General features: G+C 73.1%; 20 protein-coding genes. 12 read left to right on the top strand and 8 right to left on the bottom strand.

The window, feature by feature from the left end:
• Window positions 1–15 precede the first annotated feature (15 nt).
• On the bottom strand, window positions 16–504 hold the full coding sequence (locus ACLV7J_RS08050) for a rubredoxin (RefSeq protein ID WP_411868575.1): 489 nt from the start codon (window positions 502–504) through the stop codon (window positions 16–18).
• 142 nt (window positions 505–646) lie between these two features.
• Between ACLV7J_RS08050 and ACLV7J_RS08045 the strand changes: the two genes are divergently transcribed.
• Genes ACLV7J_RS08045 through ACLV7J_RS08035 form a run of 3 tightly spaced genes read left to right on the top strand, consistent with a single transcriptional unit; the run spans window position 647 to window position 2,462 of the window.
• Window positions 647–1,009: an NAD(P)H-quinone oxidoreductase subunit 3 gene (locus tag ACLV7J_RS08045; protein WP_411868574.1), complete on the top strand. Its 363-nt coding sequence runs from the start codon at window positions 647–649 to the stop codon at window positions 1,007–1,009.
• A 51-nt stretch (window positions 1,010–1,060) separates the two neighbouring features.
• Window positions 1,061–1,846: an NADH-quinone oxidoreductase subunit NuoB gene (gene nuoB / locus ACLV7J_RS08040; RefSeq protein ID WP_411868573.1), complete on the top strand. Its 786-nt coding sequence runs from the start codon at window positions 1,061–1,063 to the stop codon at window positions 1,844–1,846.
• Window positions 1,847–1,856: 10 nt separating this feature from the next.
• Complete coding sequence (locus tag ACLV7J_RS08035; protein WP_411868572.1) at window positions 1,857–2,462, top strand: NAD(P)H-quinone oxidoreductase subunit J; 606 nt, start codon at window positions 1,857–1,859, stop codon at window positions 2,460–2,462.
• Between the two features lie 30 nt (window positions 2,463–2,492).
• Here ACLV7J_RS08035 and ACLV7J_RS08030 read toward each other — a convergent pair whose 3' ends face one another.
• Window positions 2,493–3,917, bottom strand: a complete 1,425-nt coding sequence (locus ACLV7J_RS08030) for a gluconeogenesis factor YvcK family protein (protein WP_411868571.1) — start codon at window positions 3,915–3,917, stop codon at window positions 2,493–2,495.
• Between the two features lie 163 nt (window positions 3,918–4,080).
• Between ACLV7J_RS08030 and ACLV7J_RS08025 the strand changes: the two genes are divergently transcribed.
• On the top strand, window positions 4,081–4,839 hold the full coding sequence (locus ACLV7J_RS08025; RefSeq protein WP_411868596.1) for an ABC transporter ATP-binding protein: 759 nt from the start codon (window positions 4,081–4,083) through the stop codon (window positions 4,837–4,839).
• A gap of 3 nt (window positions 4,840–4,842) precedes the next feature.
• A complete protein-coding gene (locus ACLV7J_RS08020; protein WP_411868570.1) occupies window positions 4,843–5,778 on the top strand; it encodes an MlaD family protein in 936 nt (311 codons plus the stop codon).
• Between the two features lie 48 nt (window positions 5,779–5,826).
• On the opposite strand, the gene bchD is transcribed toward ACLV7J_RS08020, so the two are convergent.
• Window positions 5,827–7,995 (bottom strand): magnesium chelatase ATPase subunit D, encoded by a 2,169-nt coding sequence (gene bchD, locus ACLV7J_RS08015; RefSeq protein ID WP_411868569.1) that lies wholly within the window; start codon window positions 7,993–7,995, stop codon window positions 5,827–5,829.
• 22 nt (window positions 7,996–8,017) lie between these two features.
• Between bchD and folK the strand changes: the two genes are divergently transcribed.
• From folK to ACLV7J_RS08000, 3 genes are all read left to right on the top strand, one after another.
• Window positions 8,018–8,677 (top strand): 2-amino-4-hydroxy-6-hydroxymethyldihydropteridine diphosphokinase, encoded by a 660-nt coding sequence (gene folK, locus ACLV7J_RS08010; RefSeq protein WP_411868568.1) that lies wholly within the window; start codon window positions 8,018–8,020, stop codon window positions 8,675–8,677.
• Window positions 8,678–8,744: 67 nt separating this feature from the next.
• On the top strand, window positions 8,745–9,305 hold the full coding sequence (locus tag ACLV7J_RS08005) for an NUDIX domain-containing protein (protein WP_411868567.1): 561 nt from the start codon (window positions 8,745–8,747) through the stop codon (window positions 9,303–9,305).
• A 31-nt stretch (window positions 9,306–9,336) separates the two neighbouring features.
• The gene (locus ACLV7J_RS08000) at window positions 9,337–10,857 is read left to right on the top strand and encodes an FAD-binding domain-containing protein (protein ID WP_411868566.1); all 1,521 of its coding nucleotides are present in this window, start codon (window positions 9,337–9,339) and stop codon (window positions 10,855–10,857) included.
• 18 nt (window positions 10,858–10,875) lie between these two features.
• Here ACLV7J_RS08000 and ACLV7J_RS07995 read toward each other — a convergent pair whose 3' ends face one another.
• Both ACLV7J_RS07995 and ACLV7J_RS07990 read right to left on the bottom strand, forming a co-directional pair.
• Window positions 10,876–12,114, bottom strand: coding sequence for a DegT/DnrJ/EryC1/StrS family aminotransferase (locus ACLV7J_RS07995; protein ID WP_411868565.1), 1,239 nt, complete (start codon window positions 12,112–12,114; stop codon window positions 10,876–10,878).
• 35 nt (window positions 12,115–12,149) lie between these two features.
• Window positions 12,150–12,788 (bottom strand): thioredoxin family protein, encoded by a 639-nt coding sequence (locus tag ACLV7J_RS07990; protein ID WP_411868564.1) that lies wholly within the window; start codon window positions 12,786–12,788, stop codon window positions 12,150–12,152.
• 214 nt (window positions 12,789–13,002) lie between these two features.
• On the opposite strand from ACLV7J_RS07990, the gene ACLV7J_RS07985 reads away from it, so the two are divergent.
• Entirely contained in the window at window positions 13,003–13,524 is a 522-nt protein-coding gene (locus ACLV7J_RS07985; RefSeq protein ID WP_411868563.1) for a hypothetical protein, read from the top strand.
• Between the two features lie 73 nt (window positions 13,525–13,597).
• Here the strand turns inward: ACLV7J_RS07985 and ACLV7J_RS07980 are convergent, their stop codons facing one another.
• Window positions 13,598–15,100, bottom strand: coding sequence for an FAD-binding domain-containing protein (locus ACLV7J_RS07980; protein ID WP_411868562.1), 1,503 nt, complete (start codon window positions 15,098–15,100; stop codon window positions 13,598–13,600).
• A gap of 164 nt (window positions 15,101–15,264) precedes the next feature.
• On the opposite strand from ACLV7J_RS07980, the gene fabI reads away from it, so the two are divergent.
• The gene (gene fabI, locus ACLV7J_RS07975) at window positions 15,265–16,047 is read left to right on the top strand and encodes an enoyl-ACP reductase FabI (RefSeq protein ID WP_411868561.1); all 783 of its coding nucleotides are present in this window, start codon (window positions 15,265–15,267) and stop codon (window positions 16,045–16,047) included.
• Between the two features lie 4 nt (window positions 16,048–16,051).
• Here the strand turns inward: fabI and ACLV7J_RS07970 are convergent, their stop codons facing one another.
• Window positions 16,052–16,216, bottom strand: coding sequence for a Nif11-like leader peptide family natural product precursor (locus ACLV7J_RS07970; RefSeq protein ID WP_411868560.1), 165 nt, complete (start codon window positions 16,214–16,216; stop codon window positions 16,052–16,054).
• A gap of 114 nt (window positions 16,217–16,330) precedes the next feature.
• Here ACLV7J_RS07970 and hisB point away from each other — a divergent pair, with 114 nt between their 5' ends.
• Together hisB and ACLV7J_RS07960 are read left to right on the top strand one after the other, a co-directional pair.
• Window positions 16,331–16,933 carry an imidazoleglycerol-phosphate dehydratase HisB gene (gene hisB, locus ACLV7J_RS07965; RefSeq protein WP_411868559.1) on the top strand — a complete coding sequence of 201 codons (603 nt, stop codon included), beginning with the start codon at window positions 16,331–16,333 and terminating at the stop codon, window positions 16,931–16,933.
• Between the two features lie 74 nt (window positions 16,934–17,007).
• Window positions 17,008–18,600 carry a carotenoid oxygenase family protein gene (locus ACLV7J_RS07960; protein WP_411868558.1) on the top strand — a complete coding sequence of 531 codons (1,593 nt, stop codon included), beginning with the start codon at window positions 17,008–17,010 and terminating at the stop codon, window positions 18,598–18,600.
• Here ACLV7J_RS07960 and ACLV7J_RS07955 read toward each other — a convergent pair.
• Window positions 18,591–20,024 (bottom strand): glycoside hydrolase family 1 protein, encoded by a 1,434-nt coding sequence (locus tag ACLV7J_RS07955; protein ID WP_411868557.1) that lies wholly within the window; start codon window positions 20,022–20,024, stop codon window positions 18,591–18,593. The genes ACLV7J_RS07960 and ACLV7J_RS07955 overlap by 10 nt on opposite strands.
• Between the last annotated feature and the right edge of the window lie 25 nt (window positions 20,025–20,049).

Genomic DNA, 20,049 nt, shown 5'->3' with positions numbered 1-20,049 from the left:
GGCGCCGGCCAGGGCTCAGCGCAGGGAGTAGAGGGAGAGGAAGAAGGCGAACGCCAGGGCGAAGCCGCCGAAGATCAGCACGTTCTTCTGGCCGGGGGTGAGCTGGTTCACGCCGAGGCCGTAGCCCAGATTCTCTTCGAAGCCGCTGGGCTTGTTGCGGGGGCCGATGTCGCGGAAGGCGGCCACCTTGCTGCGGCACACCGGACAGCGGAAGCTGACCACATCCAGGGCGCTGAAGGGGGTGCCGGGCGCGATGGCGAGCTTGGCGATGCCCTCACTTGGGTCAAAGACGAAGCCGCAGCTGCGGCACTCGAAGCGGTGGGTGTCCGGATCGCTGCCGGCGGCGGCGGGCTCGGCGCTGGGCTCGGTGGCGGCCGCCGGGGCCTCGGGACCGCCGCTGGATTCGGCCTGCTCCGGCGCTGCCGGCGCTGGGCTGAGCTCGGCCGTGTCCGCCTCGGCCGGACTGGCCTCCGTGGCGCTGCGCTCTGCGTTCTCCTCCGTCACCCGTCCCCACTTCGAAGGGTTGAACTCTAGGCAGCGGCTTCAGGGGGGGGCGGCCTGGGCCTTCCAGCACCCACGCTCCCGCCCCGCCCCAGACTCCAGGCGGCGGATGCCAGACTGCGCTCCGGTTGGGCTGCCTGCGCCCGTGTTCGTTCTCTCCGGCTACGACGCCTTTCTCGGCTTCCTGCTGATCGCGGCGGCCGTGCCCGTGCTGGCGCTGGTCACCAACAAGCTGCTGTCCCCCACGTCGCGCAGCGGTGAACGGGATCTCACCTACGAGTCGGGCATGGAGCCCATCGGCGGTGCCTGGATCCAGTTCAACATCCGCTACTACATGTTCGCGCTGGTCTTCGTGATCTTCGACGTGGAGACAGTGTTCCTCTATCCCTGGGCCGTGGCCTTCCACCGCCTGGGACTGCTGGCCTTCATTGAGGCGCTGGTGTTCATCTCCATCCTGGTGGTGGCGCTGGCCTACGCCTGGCGCAAGGGCGCCCTCGAGTGGAGCTGAGTCCGCCGCTGATCCACCCCTGATCCGCCGCCATTCCGTCGCCCCGCCCCCATGACCTCCTCCCCTTCCGCACCCGGCGCCACCGCCGGCCTGGCCGAGGCCCTCTCGATCGGGGCGCTTCGCGATCTGCGCGCCGCCAGCTGCAACCCGGTGGGTGCCCCCACGGTCACCAGCGACCTCTCGGAGAACGTCATCCTCACCAGCCTGGATGACCTGCACAACTGGGCGCGGCTCTCCAGCCTCTGGCCGCTGCTCTACGGCACCGCCTGCTGCTTCATCGAGTTCGCCGCCCTGATCGGCTCCCGTTTCGACTTCGACCGCTTCGGCCTGGTGCCCCGCTCCAGCCCGCGCCAGGCCGACCTGCTGATCGTGGCCGGCACCGTGACCATGAAGATGGCCCCGGCCCTGGTGCGGCTCTATGAGCAGATGCCCGAGCCCAAGTACGTGATCGCCATGGGCGCCTGCACGATCACCGGCGGCATGTTCTCGGCCGACTCCACCACCGCCGTGCGCGGCGTGGACAAGCTGATCCCGGTGGACCTCTACCTGCCTGGCTGCCCGCCCCGGCCGGAGGCGATCTTCGATGCGGTGATCAAGCTGCGCAAGAAGGTGGGCAACGAGGCCCTGGCCGAGCGCGGCAACCTGCTGCCGACCCACCGCTACCTCACGATCCCCCACCAGCTCAACGCCGTGACCCCGATCGTGGACGGTCGCTATCTCCGGGCCGAGACCCAGAAGGCGGCCCTGGCCGCCGCCGCGGGCCTGCCCGTGGGCGCCGCCGCCGCCCAGGCTGAGCTCGCCCAGCCCGCCGCCATCCCTGCCACCCCCGACGCCTGAGGCCAAGCCGATGCCCGACGCCACCCCCAACCCTGGCGAGCAGCCGGCTGATCTGGCCGCCCCCGCCCTCACCACCCCCCAGGCTGGCCCCGTCAGCCAGTGGCTGCGCAGCCAGGGTTTTGACCACGAGGTGCTCGAGCCCGACCACCTCGGCGTGGAGGTGATCGGCGTGGAGCCCGCCTTCCTGCCGGTGATCGCGGCGGCCCTCAAGGCCAGCGGCTTCGACTACCTCCAGTGCCAGGGCGGCTACGACGAGGGCCCCGGCGGCCGGCTGGTGAGCTTCTACCACCTGGTGAAGCTCGCCGTTCTGGCGGATCGGGTGGCGGCGGCCCAGGAGCCGGCCGGCACCAGCCGTGCCATTCCCGCCGAGGCCAGGCCCGAGGAGGTGCGCCTCAAGGTGTTCCTGCCCCGCGATGGCGAGCTGCTGATCCCCAGCCTCTACGGCCTGTTCCGCGGCGCCGACTGGCAGGAGCGCGAGACCTACGACATGTACGGGATCCGCTACGAGGGTCACCCCCATCCCAAGCGGCTGCTGATGCCCGAGGACTGGAAGGGCTATCCGCTGCGCAAGGACTACGTGCAGCCCGACTTCTACGAGCTGCAGGACGCCTACTGATACTGACGTTCTGACTGCTGGCCTTCGGCCTCATCCCTCGCCCCGGCCCTGCTGGCGCCGGTGGCGCTTGTAGAAGCGCATCACCGCCAGGGCCACGCTCTTGGGGTCGTGGCGCAGGGTGGCGCTGGGGCGGGCCCCCTGCAGCGGCGCCAGCATCACCTCGTACCCCTGGCTGCGCAGCTGGCGGCTGTCGCAGGCCACCGGCTCGGCGCCCCGCTGGCGGTAGTGCTCGATCAGGGGGCTGGTGCCCAGGTCCTCCTGGGCCAGCACGGCGGTGAACAGCCGCTCCTGCACCCCCAGGCTGGCCAGCTGGGCCTCCAGGGCCCGCAGGTGACCGGTCACGTCCAGGCCGTCGGTCTCGCCGGGCTGGGTCATCAGGTTGCAGATGTAGAGCCGCGGCGCCTTGCTGCGGCCGATGGCCTCCACCAGCTCGGGCACCAGCAGGTTGGGCAGCAGCGAGGTGTAGAGGCTGCCCGGCCCCAGCACGATCAGATCGGCATGGGCGATCGCCTCCAGGGCCCGGGGCAGGGCCGGCGGCCGCTCCGGCGTGCAGCCGAGCCGCACGATCGGACTGGGGGCATGGCCGATGGCCGATTCCCCCTCGATGCGGGTGCCGTCCTCCAGCTCCGCCCAGAGGCGCACATCGGCATTGGTGGCCGGCACCACCTGGCCCTGCACCGCCAGCACCCGGCTGCTGGCGGTGATCGCCGATTCCAGGCTGCCGGTGATGGCCGTGAGGGCCGAGAGGAACAGGTTGCCGAAGCTGTGGCCCTCCAGGCCCGTGCCGGCCTGGAAGCGGTACTGGAACAGGCGGGTGAGCAGCGGCTCCTCGGTGGCCAGGGCCGCCAGGCAGTTGCGCACGTCGCCGGGGGGCTGCACCCCCAGCTCGCGCCGCAGCACGCCGCTGCTGCCGCCGTCGTCGGCGACGGTGACGATCGCGGTGAGGTTGCTGCTGTAGCGCTTCAGGCCCGAGAGCAGGGTGGAGAGGCCGGTGCCGCCGCCGATGGCCACGATCGCCGGCCCCCGGTTCAGGCGCCGCTGCGCCACCAGGGCATCCACCAGCACCGTGCCCTTCTCCGGGGCGAGGGCCTGCTGGATCGAGCCGAAGCTGCGGCTCTGGCCCAGCCAGATCATCGCCCCGCCCCCCAGCAGCACCAGCGGCCCGGTGTAGGCCCGTGGCAGCACGGTGGTGATGTGGCGCAGCAGCCAGGTGATCGATTCCAGCGTCCAGTAGATCGGCTGCAGGTCGGCCCAGATGGCAGCCCCGATCACCGCCACCAGCAGCCCCAGGCCGGAGGTGAGCATCCAGCGCTTCACCACCAGGCCGGGCTGCAGCCAGCGCACGGCCCGGCGTGAGCGGCTCACCAGATCCTGCTGGCGCAGATCCCCCCGGCCAACCCAGCCGGGCCGTTGACCGCGCCGGCGGGGCGGGCGACTGGAACGGGACGGGCGCATCGCGCGATCGGGCTGCTGAAACTGTACGGAGAACCCGCCAAGATGGCCCCATCCCCCGGTGAGTCCCGCGGTGTCCGACGGCCCGGTGACATCCCTGATCCAGGCCCCAGGCGCCAGTGCCTCCCCATCCGCTCCCCAGCCGGCCCCGGTGCCGGTGCTGGAGATGCGGGGGGTGTCGGTGCGCTGGGGCAGCAACACCGTGCTCGATGGGGTGGACCTGCGGCTCGAGCCCGGCGAGCGGCTGGCGGTGGTGGGCCCCTCGGGCGCCGGCAAGTCGACGATCCTGCGGGTGCTGGCCGGCCTGATGCTGCCCACCACCGGCGAGCTGCGCATCCACGGCGTTCCCCAGACCTACCTGCGCCTGGACCAGCGCCATCCGCCGGACGTGCGCCTGGTGTTCCAGAACCCGGCCCTGCTGGCCTCCCTCAGCGTGCAGGAGAACGTGGGCTTCCTGCTCTACCGCCATAGCCGGATCCCGGAGCGCGAGATCCGGGAGCGGGTGAGCCGGGCCCTGGAGGCCGTGGGCCTCTACGGCGTGGAGGACCTGCTGCCCGGCGAGCTCAGCGGCGGCATGCAGAAGCGGGTGAGCTTCGCCCGCGCCCTGATCGAGGATCCCAGCCAGCCCGCGGGCCTGCAGCCGCTGCTGCTCTTCGATGAGCCCACCGCGGGCCTGGACCCGGTGGCCTGCACCCGCATCGAGGACCTGATGGTGCGCGCCACGGAGGTGGCCGGCGGCGCCTCGGTGGTGGTGAGCCACGTGATGAGCACGATCCTGCGCTCGGCCGAGCGGGTGGTGCTGCTCTACGACGGGCTGCTGCGCTGGCGGGGCTCCGTGGAGGACTTCCAGGTGAGTGACAACGCCTACGTGGAGCAGTTCAGGACGGGTAGCCTTGAGGGCCCGATGCAGCCTGCGGAGCTCTGATCCATGCGCCGCAGTGTGCGAGAGGCGATCGTGGGCTTCACCCTGCTGGCGGGGGTGGCCGGGGCCGCCGGGATTTGGCTCTGGATCAAGGGCGTGAACATCTCCGGCCGCAACTGGACCGTGAAGGTGCGCTTCCCCGATGCCGCCGGCCTGGCGGAGCGCTCCTCGGTGACCTACCGGGGCGTGGTGGTGGGCACCGTGCGGCGGCTGGAGGCCCAGTCCGATGCGGTGGTGGCCGAGCTGGAGATCCAGGACCCCGAGCTGCGCCTGGCCCGCCCCGTGATGGCGGAGGTGCAGGCGGCCTCGCTGCTGGGCGGCGACGCCATGGTGGCGCTGCTCACCGGCGGCTCGGCCCCGGGACCCGGCACCCCCGGCCCCCGCTCCCAGTCCTGTGATGCCAAGACGATCCTCTGCGCCGGCGGAGAGCTGACGGGGGAGAGTGCCGCCACCCTCTCCACGGTGACCGCGATGATGCAGCGGCTGCTGGATCAGGCGGACAAGGAGAAGCTCGTGTCCAAGCTGGCCGAGACCACCCGCAGCTTCGATACCACCTCCAAGCAGGCCGACCGCTTCCTGCGGGACAGCCAGGGGCTGGTGAAGGAGCTCAACGCGGCGGTGAAGAAGGCCGACCCCACCCTGACCAACCTCAACCGCGCCACCGCCGATGCGGCCCGGGCGACGAAGCACCTCAACAACATCGTCTCCGCCTTCGACAACCCCCAGACCATCGGCCAGCTCAAGTCCACCGCCGCCAATGCCGAGAAGCTCACCGCCCGCTGGGAGGCGGTGGGGGGCGATGTGAACAAGCTCTCGGCCGATCCCCAGTTCATGGATGGGATCCGCAGCGTGGCCGTGGGCCTCGGCAAGTTCTTCGAGGAGCTCTACCCGGCCCAGACCGGAGCCGCCAAGGACCGGGCGGCGGCAGGGCCCAACCGCTGATAGCTCCGCCCCCCGGCCAGGCACCAGGCCCCCTTGGGGACTCGCGGGTCACACCCCGCTGATCGCCTCCATGGCGATGGCGGCGATGGCCTGATCGCTGGCCTTGGGCAGCTGCACGTATTTGCCGCCGGCGGCCTCGGCCAGGTCCTTGCCCATGCCGCTGCCGATGAACTTGCGCTCGGTGTCGATCACCAGCAGCTTGATGCCCAGGGCCCGGTAGCGGCTGGCCACCTGCTTCACCTCCTCCTTGAGGTCCACCGGCTCCTCCCCCTCCAGCTGGGGCTGGCCCAGGGAGCGGCTGAGGGGCACGTTGCCGCGGCCGTCGGTGATCGCCACCACCACCACCTGGCCCAGATCGCCCGTGGCCAGGGCATTGGCCGCCACCCGCGCCGCCTGCGAGAGGCCGTGGGCCAGCGGTGAGCCGCCGCCGCAGGGCATCGATTCCAGCCGCCGGCGCGCGGCGGTGATCGAGCGGGTGGGGGGCAGCAGCACCTCGGCCTGCTCGCCGCGGAAGGGGATCAGGGCCACCTCGTCGCGGTTTTCGTAGGCCTCGGTGAGCAGCCGGATCACGGCCCCCTTGGCGCTCTGCATGCGGTTCAGCGCCATCGAACCGCTGGCATCCACCAGGAAGATCACCAGGGCGCCGGCCTTGCGCTGCAGCTGCTTGGCCCGCAGGTCGCCGTCCTCCACGATCACCGTGCGGTGGGGCTCCCGCTCGCGGCGCGATTTCTGGTAGGGCGCCGCCGCCCGCAGGGTGGCATCCACGGCGATGCGCTTCACCGGCCCGCGGGGCAGCATCGGCTTCACGTAGCGGCCGCGGGAATCGCTGAACACCACGGCGCGGCTGCCGCTGCCGCCGCTCTTCGCCTTGCCGGCGTTGAACAGCAGCAGGTCGGGGTCGATGGCGATGGCCTCGGGATCCAGCAGGAACTCCTCGGGGATCGAGGGGGGCGCCTGGTCGTCGGGGGTGTCGTCGTCCTCCTCGTTGTCGTCCTGGTCGTCCGGTTCGTCGGGCTCCTGCTCGTTCTCCGGGGGCTCGGGCTGCTCCGGCTCCTGCTCGCCCTGCGGCGGGGGCGGCGGCGGCGGCTCCATCGGCTGGTCGGGATCGGGGGGCGGCAGCTGCAGGGCCCGGGGGGCGATCACCAGCCGCACGGCCACCTGCAGGTCGTCGGCCTCCACCCGGTCGCGGCCGCTCAGGGCCGCATGGGCCCGGGCCACCCGCACGGCATAGAGCTCGCTGCGGTGGCCCTCCACGCCGCCCCGCAGGGCCTCGTTCACCAGGTAGGCGATCTGCTCGCGCGCGATCTGCACATCCGGCAGCCACTGGCGGGCCAGCAGCAGCTGGGTCGCCAGGGCGTCCGTTTCCTCCTGCCACTTGGCGCGGAAGGCATCGCTCGATTCGGCCTGGGCCATGGCCGAGCGGGTGATCTCCACCCGCTGGTCCAGCTCCAGCACCTGGTTGGCGCTGAGGGCAATGGCGAAGCGATCCAGCAGGTGATCGCGCACGGCCCCCTCCTCGGGGTTGTAGGTGGCGATCAGCAGGCAGCGGCAGGGGTGCGACAGGCTCAGGCCCTCCCGCTCGATCCGGTTTTCGCCTGAGCCCACCGCTGCCAGCAGCAGGTTGGTGATGTTGTCGTCGAGCAGGTTGAGCTCGTCCACGTAGAGCACGCCCCGGTGGGCTTCCGCCAGCAGGCCGGGCTGGAACACGGCCTGGCCGCTGGCCAGGGAGGCCGTCACGTCCACGGAGCCCACCAGCCGGTCTTCGGTGATGCCGAGGGGCACCTGCACGAAGGGCGCCGGGATCACCTTGGTGGGCAGCAGGGCGCTGGCATCGGCGCCCGTGGGGTCGGCACCCAGCTCGGTGAGGCGGGCGCAGGTGGCCGCGTCCCAGTCGTCGGGCCGCTGGGGATCGATGTTGAGGGCGTTGAGGGGGGTGCCGCCGCCGGTTCCGCTGCCCAGGTCGAGCACGTCGATGGGGGGGAGCAGGGCGTGCAGGCCGCGGGCCAGCACGGACTTGCCGGTGCCGCGGCCACCGGCGATCACGACCCCGCCCAGGCCGGGATCCACGGCCGCCAGCAGCAGGGCCAGCTTCAGGGTGCCGTGGCCGGTGATGGCGGCCAGGGGAAAGGCCCGGGCCGCGGCGGCGCTGGAGGCGGTGCCGCGGCTCGCTGATCCGCCGGCGACCGATCCGCTTGCCGCCGATCCGCTTGCAACCATGGGGAGGCCCGGGCCCGTCACTGTGAGCGCCAGTCTCGCTGATCAGCCCGGGGCGCCCGGGCCGGGGGACCCCGGCCTGGCCATCGCCCTGGGGGCGAACCTCGGCGACCCCCTGGCCACCCTGCTGGCGGTGCGGCCCCTGCTGGCCGCGCTGGTGGGGCGCCACCTGGGCCCGTGGCCTGGGCGGCTGCGCTGGTCGCCCCTGTTCCGCACCGAGCCGGTGGGCGGGCCGCCGGGCCAGCCGCCCTACCTGAATGCGGTGCTGCTGGCGGAGGCTGCGGCCCCCCTGGAGCCCAGCTCCACTGCCGCCCGGGCCCTGCTGGCGGACCTGCAGGAGCTGGAGCAGCGCTTCGGGCGCCTGCGGCTGGAGCCCTGGGGCCCTCGCACCCTCGATCTCGACCTGCTCTGGTGGGGAGCGCTGCAGCTGCAGGCCCCGGAGCTGACGCTGCCCCATCCGCGGCTGGCGCAGCGGAGCTTCGTGCTGGCGCCCCTGGCGGCGCTGGATCCGGCGCTGGTGGTTCCCAGCCCCGCTGTGGAGCAGGGCTCCATGGACCCTGACCCGGCTCTAACCACCGGACCCGATCCCGCCCCCAGCTGCGGCGCTCTGCTGGCGGCGCTGCTGCCCCAGCTGCCCGAGGCCCCTCCAGCGCGCCTGCCCGGCCGCCCCGGCTGGCCCGAGTGAGCGGGCCGGACTCAGCGGCCCGTCCGCCTGCCTGCGCCATGCTGGCCCGATCCGCCGCCCCCGCCCCATGGCGCCCCTGCCCGCCCCCGAGCCCGCGCGCCACCTGGAGACCACCGCCGCCCTGGACGCCCGCAAGCTGCGCTTTGAGGTGAACCGGGTGCTGCTGCCCATGGGGGTGGAGGGCAGCTTCGGGATCATCCGCCACCCCGGAGCCTCCCTGGCGGTGCCGGTGCTCGATGACGGCCGGGTGGTGCTGCTGCGCCAGTACCGCTTCGCCGTGGCCGCCCGCCTGCTGGAGTTCCCCGCCGGCACCCTCGATCCGGGTGAGGACCCCCTCAGCACCATGCAGCGGGAGCTGCAGGAGGAGGCGGGCTACAGCGCCAGCCGCTGGGATCCCCTCGGGGCGATGCTGCCCTGCCCCGGCTACTCCGATGAGGTGATCCACCTGTTCCTGGCCCGGGAGCTCTCTGAGCTGAGCGAGCGTCCCCCCGGCGACGACGACGAGGACCTGGAGGTGCTGCTGCTGGAGCCCGCCGAGCTGGATGCGGCCCTGGCCAGCGGCGATGAATACCTCGATGGCAAGAGCGTGACCGCCTGGCTGCGGGCCAAGCAGCTGCTGGGGATCTGAGCCAGACCCCGATCCATCGCCCCGGCACCGCATGACCCCACCCCGCTGGATCTTCTGGCACCGGCGCGACCTGCGCCTGGCCGACAACCTGGGCCTCGCCGCCGCCGCCGCCGCCACCCCGGCGGTGACGGGGGTGTTCGTGCTCGATCCGGCCCTGCTGGCGGCGCCGGATCTGGCCCCGGCGCGGCTGTGGTTCCTGCTCGAGAGCCTGCGGGAGTTGGCCCAACGCTGGCGGGCCGCCGGCAGCCGGCTGCTGCTGCTGCAGGGCGATCCGGCCCGGGAGCTGCCGCGGCTGGCCGAGGCCCTCGGCGCCGAGGTGGTGGCCTGGAACCGGGATGTGGAGCCCTACGGCCGCGAGCGCGACCGCCAGGTGGCGGCGGCCCTCCAGGCCGCCGGCCGGCGGGTGCTGGTGGACTGGGACCAGCTGCTGGTGGCGCCCGAGGCCCTGCGCACCGGAGCCGGCGACCCCTACCGGGTCTACGGGCCGTTCCTGCGCAACTGGCGCGGCCAGCTGGAGCGCAAGGCGGAGGCTGGTGGATCGGCCCTGGCGGGAGGCCTGGAGCCGGTGGCGACCCCCACGGCCTTGGTGGACGTGGCGCCGGAGGCCCTGCCCGAGCCTGGACGCTCCCTCTGGACCCAGTTGCCCCTGCTGGAGGATGTGCCGCCGGCGGACACGTTCGGCACGCCCTTTGCCGGCGCGGACCTGTGCCCCTGCCGGCCGGGGGAGGCGGCGGCGCTGGCCCAGCTGCAGGCCTTCTGCGATGGGGCGAGCGGTCCGGCCATCCCCCTCTTGGGCTACGAACCCGGCCGCAACCTGCCTGGCGAGGCCGGCACCTCCGCCCTGAGCGCGGCGCTCAAGTTCGGCACCCTCAGCCCCCGCCAGGCCTGGGCCGGGGCCCAGGCGGCCCGCGCCACCGCTGAGCAGCTGGGCCGGGGCACCGAGGCCCTCGCTTCGATCGGGGTGTGGGAGCAGGAGCTGGCCTGGCGCGAGTTCTATCAGCAGGCCCTGTTCCACTTCCCCGAGCTGGCGGAGGGCCCCTACCGGCCCCAGTGGAAGCACTTCCCCTGGGAGAACCACCAGGGCCGCTATGAGGCCTGGTGTGAGGGGCTCACCGGCCAGCCGTTCGTGGATGCGGCGATGCGCCAGCTCAACGCCAGCGGCTGGATGCACAACCGCTGCCGCATGGTGGTGGCCTCCTACCTGGTGAAGGATCTGATCTGCGACTGGCGCTGGGGCGAGACCGCCTTCATGGCGCGGCTGGTGGATGGCGATCTGGCGGCCAACAACGGCGGCTGGCAGTGGAGCGCCAGCAGCGGCATGGACCCCAAGCCCCTGCGCATCTTCAACCCCGCCACCCAGGCCTCCAAGTTCGACCCCGACGCCACCTACATCCGCACCTGGCTGCCGGAGCTGCGCCACGTGGCCACCCGGGACCTGCTCAGCGGCGAGATCGCCCCGCTGGAGCGCCGCGGCTACCCGGCCCCGACCGTGAACCACAAGCTGCAGCAGGCGCGCTTCAAGGCCCTCTACGCCAGCCTGCCGAAGGCCTGAGCCTCCGGTTCCGGTCCGTCAGGCCGCGACGGCGGCCCCCGCCGGCTGGCCCGCGGGGATGGCGCCGGTGCAGGCACCCGCCAGCTCCCCCAGGACCTCGATCACGCGCTGCTGCTGGGCTTCGCTCAGTTCCGGGAAGATCGGCAGGCTCAGCACCTCGCCGCAGAGGCGCTCGGTGACGGGCAGGGAGCCCGGCCCGTAGCCCAGTTCCGCGTAGGCCGGTTGCCGGTGGATGGGGATCGGGTAATAGATGATCGTCGTGACGCCGGCGTCCTGGAGACGCTGTTTGAGCCAGTCGCGGCAGGCGGCCTCGGGTAGCCCGAAATCGGCGCTGTCGGCGGAGGGGCTGCAGCCGCCGCCGCAGCTGGCGGTCCCACCGGGGCAGGCGGGCACCCGCACCACGAACTGGTTCCAGCTGTGGCCATCGGGGCCGGCCTCCGGCAGCTGGATGGCCGTGGCGGCGTGGAGCCCCTGGCGGTAGCGCGCGGCCACGGCCCGGCGCTGGGCGATCCAGCGCTCCAGGTGCGGCAGCTTCACGTTCAGCACCGCCGCCTGGATGGCATCGAGGCGGCTGTTGTAGCCGAGGGAGGTGTGCAGGTAGCGGCGCGGCATGCCGTGCACCGCCAGCTCACGGATCTGCCGGGCCAGGCCCTCGTCGCGGCAGGTGACGGCACCGCCATCGCCGGCGCCGCCCAGGTTCTTGGTGGGGAAGAAGCTGAAGCAGCCCGCGTCGCCCCAGCTGCCCACGGGCCGGCCGGCCCAGCTGGCGCCGCTGGCCTGGGCGCAGTCCTCCACCACCTTGAGGCCGTGGCGGGCGGCGATGGCGCACACCCGCTCCATGTCCACCGGCCGGCCGAACAGGTGCACCGGCAGCAGCACCTTGGTGGCCGGCGTGATGGCGGCCTCCAGCTGATCCAGATCGATCAGATAGGAGCTGGGTTCCACATCCACGAACACCGGCGTGGCGCCCACGGCGCTGATGGCCTCGGCGGTGGCGAAGAAGCTGAAGGAGCAGGTGATCACCTCGTCGCCGGGGCCGATGCCCAGGCCCCGCAGGGCCAGGATCAGGGCATCGGTGCCGCTGTTGCAGCCGATGGCGTGGGGGGAGCCGGTGGCCTCGGCGAAGGCGGCCTCAAAGGCGGCGATCACGCCGCCGCCGATGTACTGGCCGCTGCGCAACACCTGCAAGACGGCGTCATCGAGGGCCTCACCCAGGTGATGAAGCTGGTCGGTGAGACTGAAGGGAGGCACCTGCATGAAGGCAACCTTAAGCCCCGCGTCCGGGTGTTGCTTCAGCCCCAGGACGGTGCCTGGCCCGGGTGCCACTTGATGTTGCAGCCGATCGCGGGCTGTTGCTCCGGGTTCACCGGCTCCCCCGCCAGCAGGGCGTCAAGGGCGGCCCGCAGGTCCCGGCCGTCGCAGGCCAGGCCATGGCCGGGACGGCTGGCATCCAGCTGGCCCCGGTACACCAGCCGCTGCTCCGCGTCGAACAGGAACGGATCCGGCGTGCAGGCCGCCCGGAAGGCCCGGGCTGCACTCTGGTCGGCGTCAACCAGGTAGGGGAAGCGCCAGCCCTGGCGCTCGGCCTGCTGCCGCAGGCCTTCGGGCCCGTCCTGGGGGTGGGTGAGGGTGCTGTTGCTGGCGATGGCCACGATCTGCAGACGATCGCCGTAGTCGCGCTCCAGGCGCCCGATCTCGGGCTCGATGTGCTTCACGAAGGGGCAGTGGGCACACAGGAACAGCACCAGCAGCGGCCGGCCCGCCAGGTCGTGGGAGTCCAGCGGGGCGCTGAGGGTGGGGTCGGGGCCGGCGGCCGTGGTGGCGGTGGCGGGGTCGGGGCCTGCAGGCGCCGCGAGGCCGGTCACCCGCGGCAGCCGGAAGGCGGGCAGGGGCGTGCCCAGCGGCAGCATCGTGGAGGGGGTCAGGACCATGGGCTGGGAGGGGACGGGGCGGGGTGGCTTGGCTCGGCGGCTGGGCTGCGGGATCCCCCGGTCTGGCGCGGGCTGGAAGGGGCTTCCCGGCGTGGCGCCCGGATTGTCGCCTGGGCAGCCAAGCCAGCGGGGCCAGTCCGCCAGGATCCCTGCGATTGCGTCGTCCGCCGTGCCGCCAGCGCCGACCCCCCGAGGGCCCGCCCGGCCCCAGCCGTTGCTGCCCCTTGCCCTCGCGGGGCTGCTGCTGGCGGGCTGCGTGCCGGCTCACCGCCGGGCCAGCTGGGCGATCTACCCCCTGCAGCGCGTCCAGCCCCACGACGGCCTGGCGGTGGTGAGCCAGCCCGACGGCTACGGCCTGCACCTCTGGCTCGAGACCGACACCAGCCAGCGGGGCACCTGCCGCCCCCGCTGGCTGGTGGATCCGGCCCGGCTCTTCAACGGCAACGGCACGGCCCCCTTCAGCTCGGGGGTGGCCAGCCGCGCCGAGTTCTTCGAGGCGGTGGGCCGCGCGGATGTGCGCCGCGCCCTGCGCCGGGAGCTGGAGGCCCTCTGCCGGGCCCGGGCGCCGCGCAGCCGCTGGCAGTGGCTGGAGCCGCCCCGCCGCGCCGCCGAGGTGCGGGTCGAGCGCTTCCCGCTGCTGGAGGAGCCCGACCTGCTGGCGCCGGCCGCCGAGGTGCGCGAGCAGGAGGAGGCGCTGCTGCGCGGGGCTGACGGCGCGGCGGGCCCCCAGCCCTGAGCGGCTGGGGGCCCGTCGGGCGGGGTGACGGGGCTCCCGGGCCGGCTGGCTGGGCCGGTGCGGGGGCTGGGCTTCAGGCCCCCTGGACGGGGACGCCGGCCCAGACCCTGGGTTCGGCGCGGCGCCAGTAGCGGCCAAAGCGCCCCAGATCCGTCTCCTTCTCCGCGAGCGCCACGAAGGGCTCGGGGGGCAGCACCTGCACCGGCAGGGCGGTCGCCAGCCGGGTGCGGATCGCCTCGAAGCGCGGGTCCACGCCGGCGCTGGTGACGATGGCGTCGGCCCCGTGGCGGTGGGCGAAGGCCAGCAGCTCGGCGGCCACGTCGCCGCGGCGGATCGTGACCGGCAGCTCCAGCAGGCACTCCTGCAGGAAGGCCAGGCGCTTGAGGCTCAGGGGGCTGGCAGCCCCACCCGCGTTGCTGCCATCGCCGCTGGTGGCGGTCTGGCCGGCGATCAGGGCGTCGTCGAATACGAACAGGGCCGGCTGGCCGGGGTTGGCCCGCAGGGCGGGGTTGGCGGGGCCCAGGGCCTCGCCGTGGATCCAGAGGATCGGGCGGGAGGGCAGCGCCGCGGCCGGTGCTCCGCCGGCGCTGCTGCTCGGATCCACGGATCCTGAGGGGGACCCGGCGGGGATGGGCTGGGCACCGGGGGCGAACAGCTGCGCCTGGAGCTCCTCGTAGCTGGCCTCGAACGGGCAGGTGCCGGCCGCGGCGGCGCTGCAGCCGGCGCAGAACGGGCCGCCGCCGTAGCGCTCCAGGTTGGCGCGGTTGAAGAGGTAGGGCTTGGTGCTGAAGCTGCTGGCCACCCACTGCCAGCTCAGGTTGTTGCTGGCGGGGTCGCCGTCAAGCAGGTGCTGCAGGAACCAGCGGGCGCCCGCCTGCCAGCGCACCCGGCGCCAGTGCACCACGTAGGCCGCCAGCCACATCCGGGCGTGGTTGTGCAGCCAGCCGGTTCCGGTGAGCTCGGCGCTGAAGGCGTCCATGCAGGCCAGGCCCGTGCGGCCGTGGCGCAGGTCGTCCGGTAGTTCGGCGGCGTAGGCGCTGGGGGCGTGGCCGGTCTTGAGCGGTTCCAGGTCGTGCCAGATGGCGTCGCCGCGCTGGCGCCAGAGGCGCTGCCAGTAGTCGCGCCAGCCCAGCTCGTTGATCAGCTTCTCGGCCTCCCGCCTGGGGCGGCCGCTGCCCTGCAGCCAGGTGAACACGGCGTCGCGCACCTCCGCCAGGGTCAGCACGCCATGGCGGATGTAGGGCGAGAGGCGGGTCACGCCGCCCTCCAGGTGGTTGCGGCTGCGGCCGTAGCGGTCCGGCGCGATGGCGGCCAGGCGTGCTTCCGCGGCGCGGCGGCCCCCCGGGATCGGGCTCAGGCCGGCGGCCGGCGGCTGGCCCGGCCCGGGGCCCAGGGCGGCGGGGAACTGGCGCTGCAGCTCCGCGGCCAGGGCGGCCCGGGAGGGGAACCGGCGCGGCAGGTCGTCCGCGGCGGCGGGCCAGGCCAGCGGCACCCCCACGAGGGGCGACGCCGACGCTGCGGTGGCCGGGCCGGCCGGGCTGGACCTGGGGCGATCGACCTGGGGGAACTCCGGCACGGCGGCGCACTGGCGTGGCGGCTGATCCTGGCGGCTGGCCGCGGCTGGAGGGGGGCCGCCGCCGCCGGGGCCAGGGGCGGTGGACCCGGGTTGGGGGAGAATCGCCCGATTGCACCGTCCGTCAGGCCAGCCGGCCTGACGACCTCACCCCCTCCGCTCCTCCGATGCTCCTCGATCTGCGCGGCAAGAAGGCCCTCGTCACCGGCATCGCCAACAACAAGTCGATCGCCTGGGGCATTGCCCAGCAGCTGCACGCGGCCGGGGCCGAGCTGGGGGTCACCTACCTGCCGGATGAGAAGGGGCGCTTCGAGGGCAAGGTGCGTGATCTCACGGCGCCGCTGGCCCCCAGCCTGTTCGAGCCTCTGAACGTGCAGGACCCGGCCCAGATCGAGGCCGTGTTCGCCCGGGTGAAGGAGCAGTGGGGCTCGATCGACGTGCTGGTGCACTGCCTGGCCTTCGCCGGCAAGGAGGAACTGATCGGCGACTACAGCGCCATCAGCCCCGAGGGCTTCGCCAGGGCCCTGGAGGTGAGCGCCTACTCCCTGGCGCCCCTGTGCCGCCACGCCAAGCCCCTGTTCAACCCAGGCGCCAGCGTGATCACCCTCAGCTACCTGGGGGCCGAGCGGGCCATCCCCAACTACAACGTGATGGGCGTGGCCAAGGCGGCCCTGGAGGCCTCCGTGCGCTATCTCGCAGCTGAGCTGGGCCCCGAGCAGCAGGTGCGGGTGAACGCCATCAGCGCCGGTCCGATCCGCACCCTGGCCAGCAGTGCCATCGGCGGCATCCTCGACATGATCCACAACGTGGAGGGGAAGGCTCCGCTGCGCCGCACCGTGACCCAGGAGGAGGTGGGCGGCACGGCGGCCTTCCTGGCCAGCCCGCTGGCTTCGGGCATCACTGGCCAGGTGATCTACGTGGATGCCGGCTATTGCATCACCGGCATGTGAGGGCTCAGCCCCGCAGGTGACGGGCGAGGCTGGCGGGGGAGAACAGGAAGCCCTCCTCGCGGGCGAGGGCCGTCACGGCGCTGGCATCGGCGGCGGCATCGATCCGCTGCTGGAGGTCGGGGCTGGCCTGGGCCTTGGCCAGAAAAGCCATTAGTTGTGCTTTTGACATCGAGGCCGCCGATAAGTTCGGTTTAACCGTAGTCCGTCGCCCGGTCGTCGCTGCCGCTCCGCGTGCCGGCATGATCGAGGCCTCCGATCCAGCGCCCCCAGGGCGGAGGCAGCCATGCGCACCGGCATGATCCACCGCGTCACCGGCGAGACCGACGTGCGCGTGCAACTCGACCTCGACGGCACGGGCCGCTGCCAGGCGAGCACTGGCGTGCCGTTCCTCGACCACATGCTCCATCAGATCAGCAGCCACGGGCTGATCGACCTGGAGATCCAGGCCACGGGCGACACCCACATCGACGACCACCACACCAACGAGGACGTGGGCATCGCCGTCGGCCAGGCGCTGGCCCAGGCCCTGGGCGACCGCCGCGGCATCCACCGCTTCGGCCACTTCGTGGCGCCCCTGGATGAGGCCCTGGTGCAGGTGGCCCTGGACTGCTCCGGCCGTCCGCACCTCAGCTACAGCCTGCAGATCCCCAGCCAGAAGATCGGCACCTACGACACGGAGCTGGTGAAGGAGTTCTTCGTGGCGGTGGCGAACAACTCCGGCCTCACCCTGCACGTCCGCCAGCTGGATGGGGCCAACTCGCACCACATCGTGGAGGCGGCCTTCAAGGCCTTCGCCCGGGCCCTGCGGCTGGCGGTGGAGATCGATCCGCGCCGGGCCGGGGCGGTGCCGAGCAGCAAGGGGGTGCTGGAGCGGGCCGGGGCCTGAGGACCGGCGACGGGCATCCCCACCCGCTCTTAACACTCCGTTACGGGATGATGGAGGGCCCGCCCGCTCCCGCCATGACCGCTGCCGGTACCGCCCAGGTCGACGCCACTGCCCGGGCGGCAGCGCCCGCCTACGACCGCGCCGACTGGGCCAGTGCCTTCCGCAACGTGGGCGTGGAGCTCGAGGGGGTGGAGCTCACGGCCGCCCGCGGCACGATTCCGCCGGGGCTGGTGGGCACGCTGTACCGCAACGGCCCGGGCCGCCTGGAGCGGGGCGGCCACTGGGTGCATCACCCCTTCGATGGCGATGGGATGATCACCTCCCTGCGCTTTGCGGACGGCCAGGCGCAGCTGCGCAACCGCTTCGTGCGCACCGAGGGCTGGCTGGCGGAGGAGCAGGCCGATCGCGTGCTTTACCGGGGCGTGTTCGGCACCCAGAAGCCTGGTGGCGTGCTGGCCAACGCCTTCGACCTGCGGCTCAAGAACATCGCCAACACCCACGTGGTGCGTCTGGGCGAGCAGCTGCTGGCCCTGTGGGAGGCGGCCGAGCCCCACGCCCTCGATCCCGACAGCCTCGAGACCCGCGGCCTCTCGCGGCTGGAGGGCCTGCTCAAGCCCGGTGAGGCCTTCAGCGCCCACCCCCGCTTCGATCCCGGCCACCACGGCGGCCCGCGGATGGTGACCTTCGGCGTCAAGACCGGCCCCAGCAGCACGATCCGGCTGCTGGAGTTCGCCAGCGCCGATCAGCCGGCCGCGGCTGGCCTGCCCGCCGTCCAGGCCGGCCAGGTGCTGGCTGACTCCAGCCACCGCTTCAAGGGCTTCGCCTTCCTGCACGACTTCGCCATCACCCCCAACTGGGCGGTGTTCCTGCAGAACGCCGTGGCCTTCAACCCCACCGGCTTCGTGCTGGGCCAGAAGGGCGCGGCCCAGTGCCTGAGCTCCAAGCCCGGCGAGGCGGGCCAGTTCTGGCTGATTCCCCGCGAGGGCGGCAGCCAGGCCGGCCGCCAGCCCCTGCAGATCCCCGCCCCCGAGGGCTTCGTGTTCCACCACCTCAACGCCTTCGAAGACGGGGCCACGGGCGAGCTGGTGGTGGATTCGATCGTCTACCCCGACTTCCCCTCCATCGCCCCGGGCGTCGATTTCCGCGCCGTGGACTTCGACACCATCCCCGCCGGCCAGCTGCTGCGCTGCCGCCTCGACCTGGCCGCCGGCACCGCCCGCAGCGAGCTGCTGGAGCCGCGCACCTGTGAGTTCGCCATGGTGAACCCGGCCCGGGTGGGCCTGGAGGCCCGCTACGCCTGGATGGCCGTGACCGAAGCCGAGCAGGGCAACGCCCCCCTGCAGGCGATCGAGAAGCTGGATCTACTGACGGGGGAGCGCCGCCTCTGGAGCGCCGCGCCGCGCGGCTTCGTGAGCGAGCCGGTGATGGTGCCCCGGCCGGGGGTAACGGCTGTGGGGAGTTCCGCTGAGGTGAGTTCCGCCGAGGTGGGCGTTGCCGAAGTGGGCCTGGCAGAAGACAGTGGCTGGGTGCTGTGCCTGGTCTGGAACGGGGCCCGCTGCGCCAGCGATCTGGTGATTTTGGATGCCGCCTCCCTGGCGGAGGTGGCGGTGCTGGAGCTGCCCCTGGCGATTCCCCACGGCCTGCACGGCAGCTGGGCTCAGGCCTGAGGGCCGTCCGCTTCGCTGCCCCCCGGGCCTCCCGCTTCGCTGCTCTCCTGGTCTGCGCCCGCCCGCAGCAGGCCCGCCAGCCGCCGGAACTCCTCGGCCCCCGGGCCCGGGATGCGCTTCTGGCTGGCGAAGTCCACCCGGTACAGCCCGAAGCGCAGCGTGTAGCCGTCGGTCCACTCGAAGTTGTCCAGCAGCGACCAGTGGAAGTAGCCCTGCACCGGGATGCCCTCGGCGGCCGCACAGGCCAGGGCATAGGTGTGGGCGCGCAGGTAGCTGGGGCGCAGCTGGCCGCCGGCATCGGCCACGCCGTTCTCGGTGACGATCAGCGGCAGGCCGTAGCGGGTCCAGGCCCGGCGCAGCAGCTGCAGCAGCCCCTGGGGGTGCATCTCCACGCCGGCGTCGCTGCGCAGGCCCGGCCCCTGGTGCAGGCCCGCCCAGCCGGGCTCGCCCGGATCGAATCCCACCAGGTTGCGCCGGTAGTAGTTGATCCCCACGAAGTCGGCGGAGCCGAGCAGCTCTGCCATGGGCTCCTCCAGCGGCGGGAAGCCCGGTAGCCGCAGCCGGATCACCCCATCGCGCACCGCGTCGTAGAAGGGCCAGTTGAAGCCCTTCTCCACCTGGCTGGCGGCGAGCCGGTCCATGGCCCACCAGCGCCGCAGCGGCTCCACCAGCACCAGGTGCACGGCCGCGCCGATGCGGGCATCGGGCCGCGCGGCCCGCAGGGCCCGGGCCGCCAGCGCATGGCCCTGCAGCAGGCCGGCGAAGGCCCGCACGGCCCGGGCGGGATCCCGCAGGCCCGGCGGCCACTGGCCGGTCACGTAGCCGTAGAGCATCTGCACGTTCGGCTCATTGACGGTGCACCAGAGCCGCACCAGGGGACCCAGGCGCCGTCCGGCCTCGGCGGCGAAGGCCTCCAGCCGCTGGGGGAAGTCCGGTGCCGTCAGGCCGCCCCGCTCCGCCAGCCAGCCGGGAAGCGTGAAGTGCAGCAGCGTCACCATCGGCTCGATGCCGGCGGCCCGCAGCAGCTCGAGTTCGATGACGGCGTGCTGCCAGGCCGCCGCGTCCCAGCGGCCGGGCTCCGGTTCCAGCCGGCTCCACTCGATCGACAGTCGGTGGGCATTGGCGCCCAGCTCCTGGATGAGGGCCGTGTCCTCCGCCAGGCGGTTCCAGTGGTCGGCCGCCGGGCCACTGACGGCCCCATCGCGGATCACCCCGGGCCGGCGCTCGAAGTGGGCCCAGTCGTTGCGGGTGGTGTGGCCATCGACCTGGTGGGCGGAGGTGGCCACGCCCCAGAGGAAGTCCGCCGGCAGCGGCGCCACGAAGGGGTTCTCCGGGATGGCGTCGAAGCGGGGCTCCAGGCCGGGGCCGCTGCCCGCGCGGTGGCCTGCGGTGGGCCTGGTGTGGCGGCTCGGTTCGCTGCCCATGGCGGCCGCCCTCGCTGCTCTGCGC

Source organism: Vulcanococcus limneticus LL (assembly GCF_943369875.1).
In the GTDB taxonomy this organism is placed as follows: domain Bacteria; phylum Cyanobacteriota; class Cyanobacteriia; order PCC-6307; family Cyanobiaceae; genus Vulcanococcus; species Vulcanococcus limneticus_A.
This window is presented reverse-complemented; position numbering and strand designations above follow the sequence as displayed.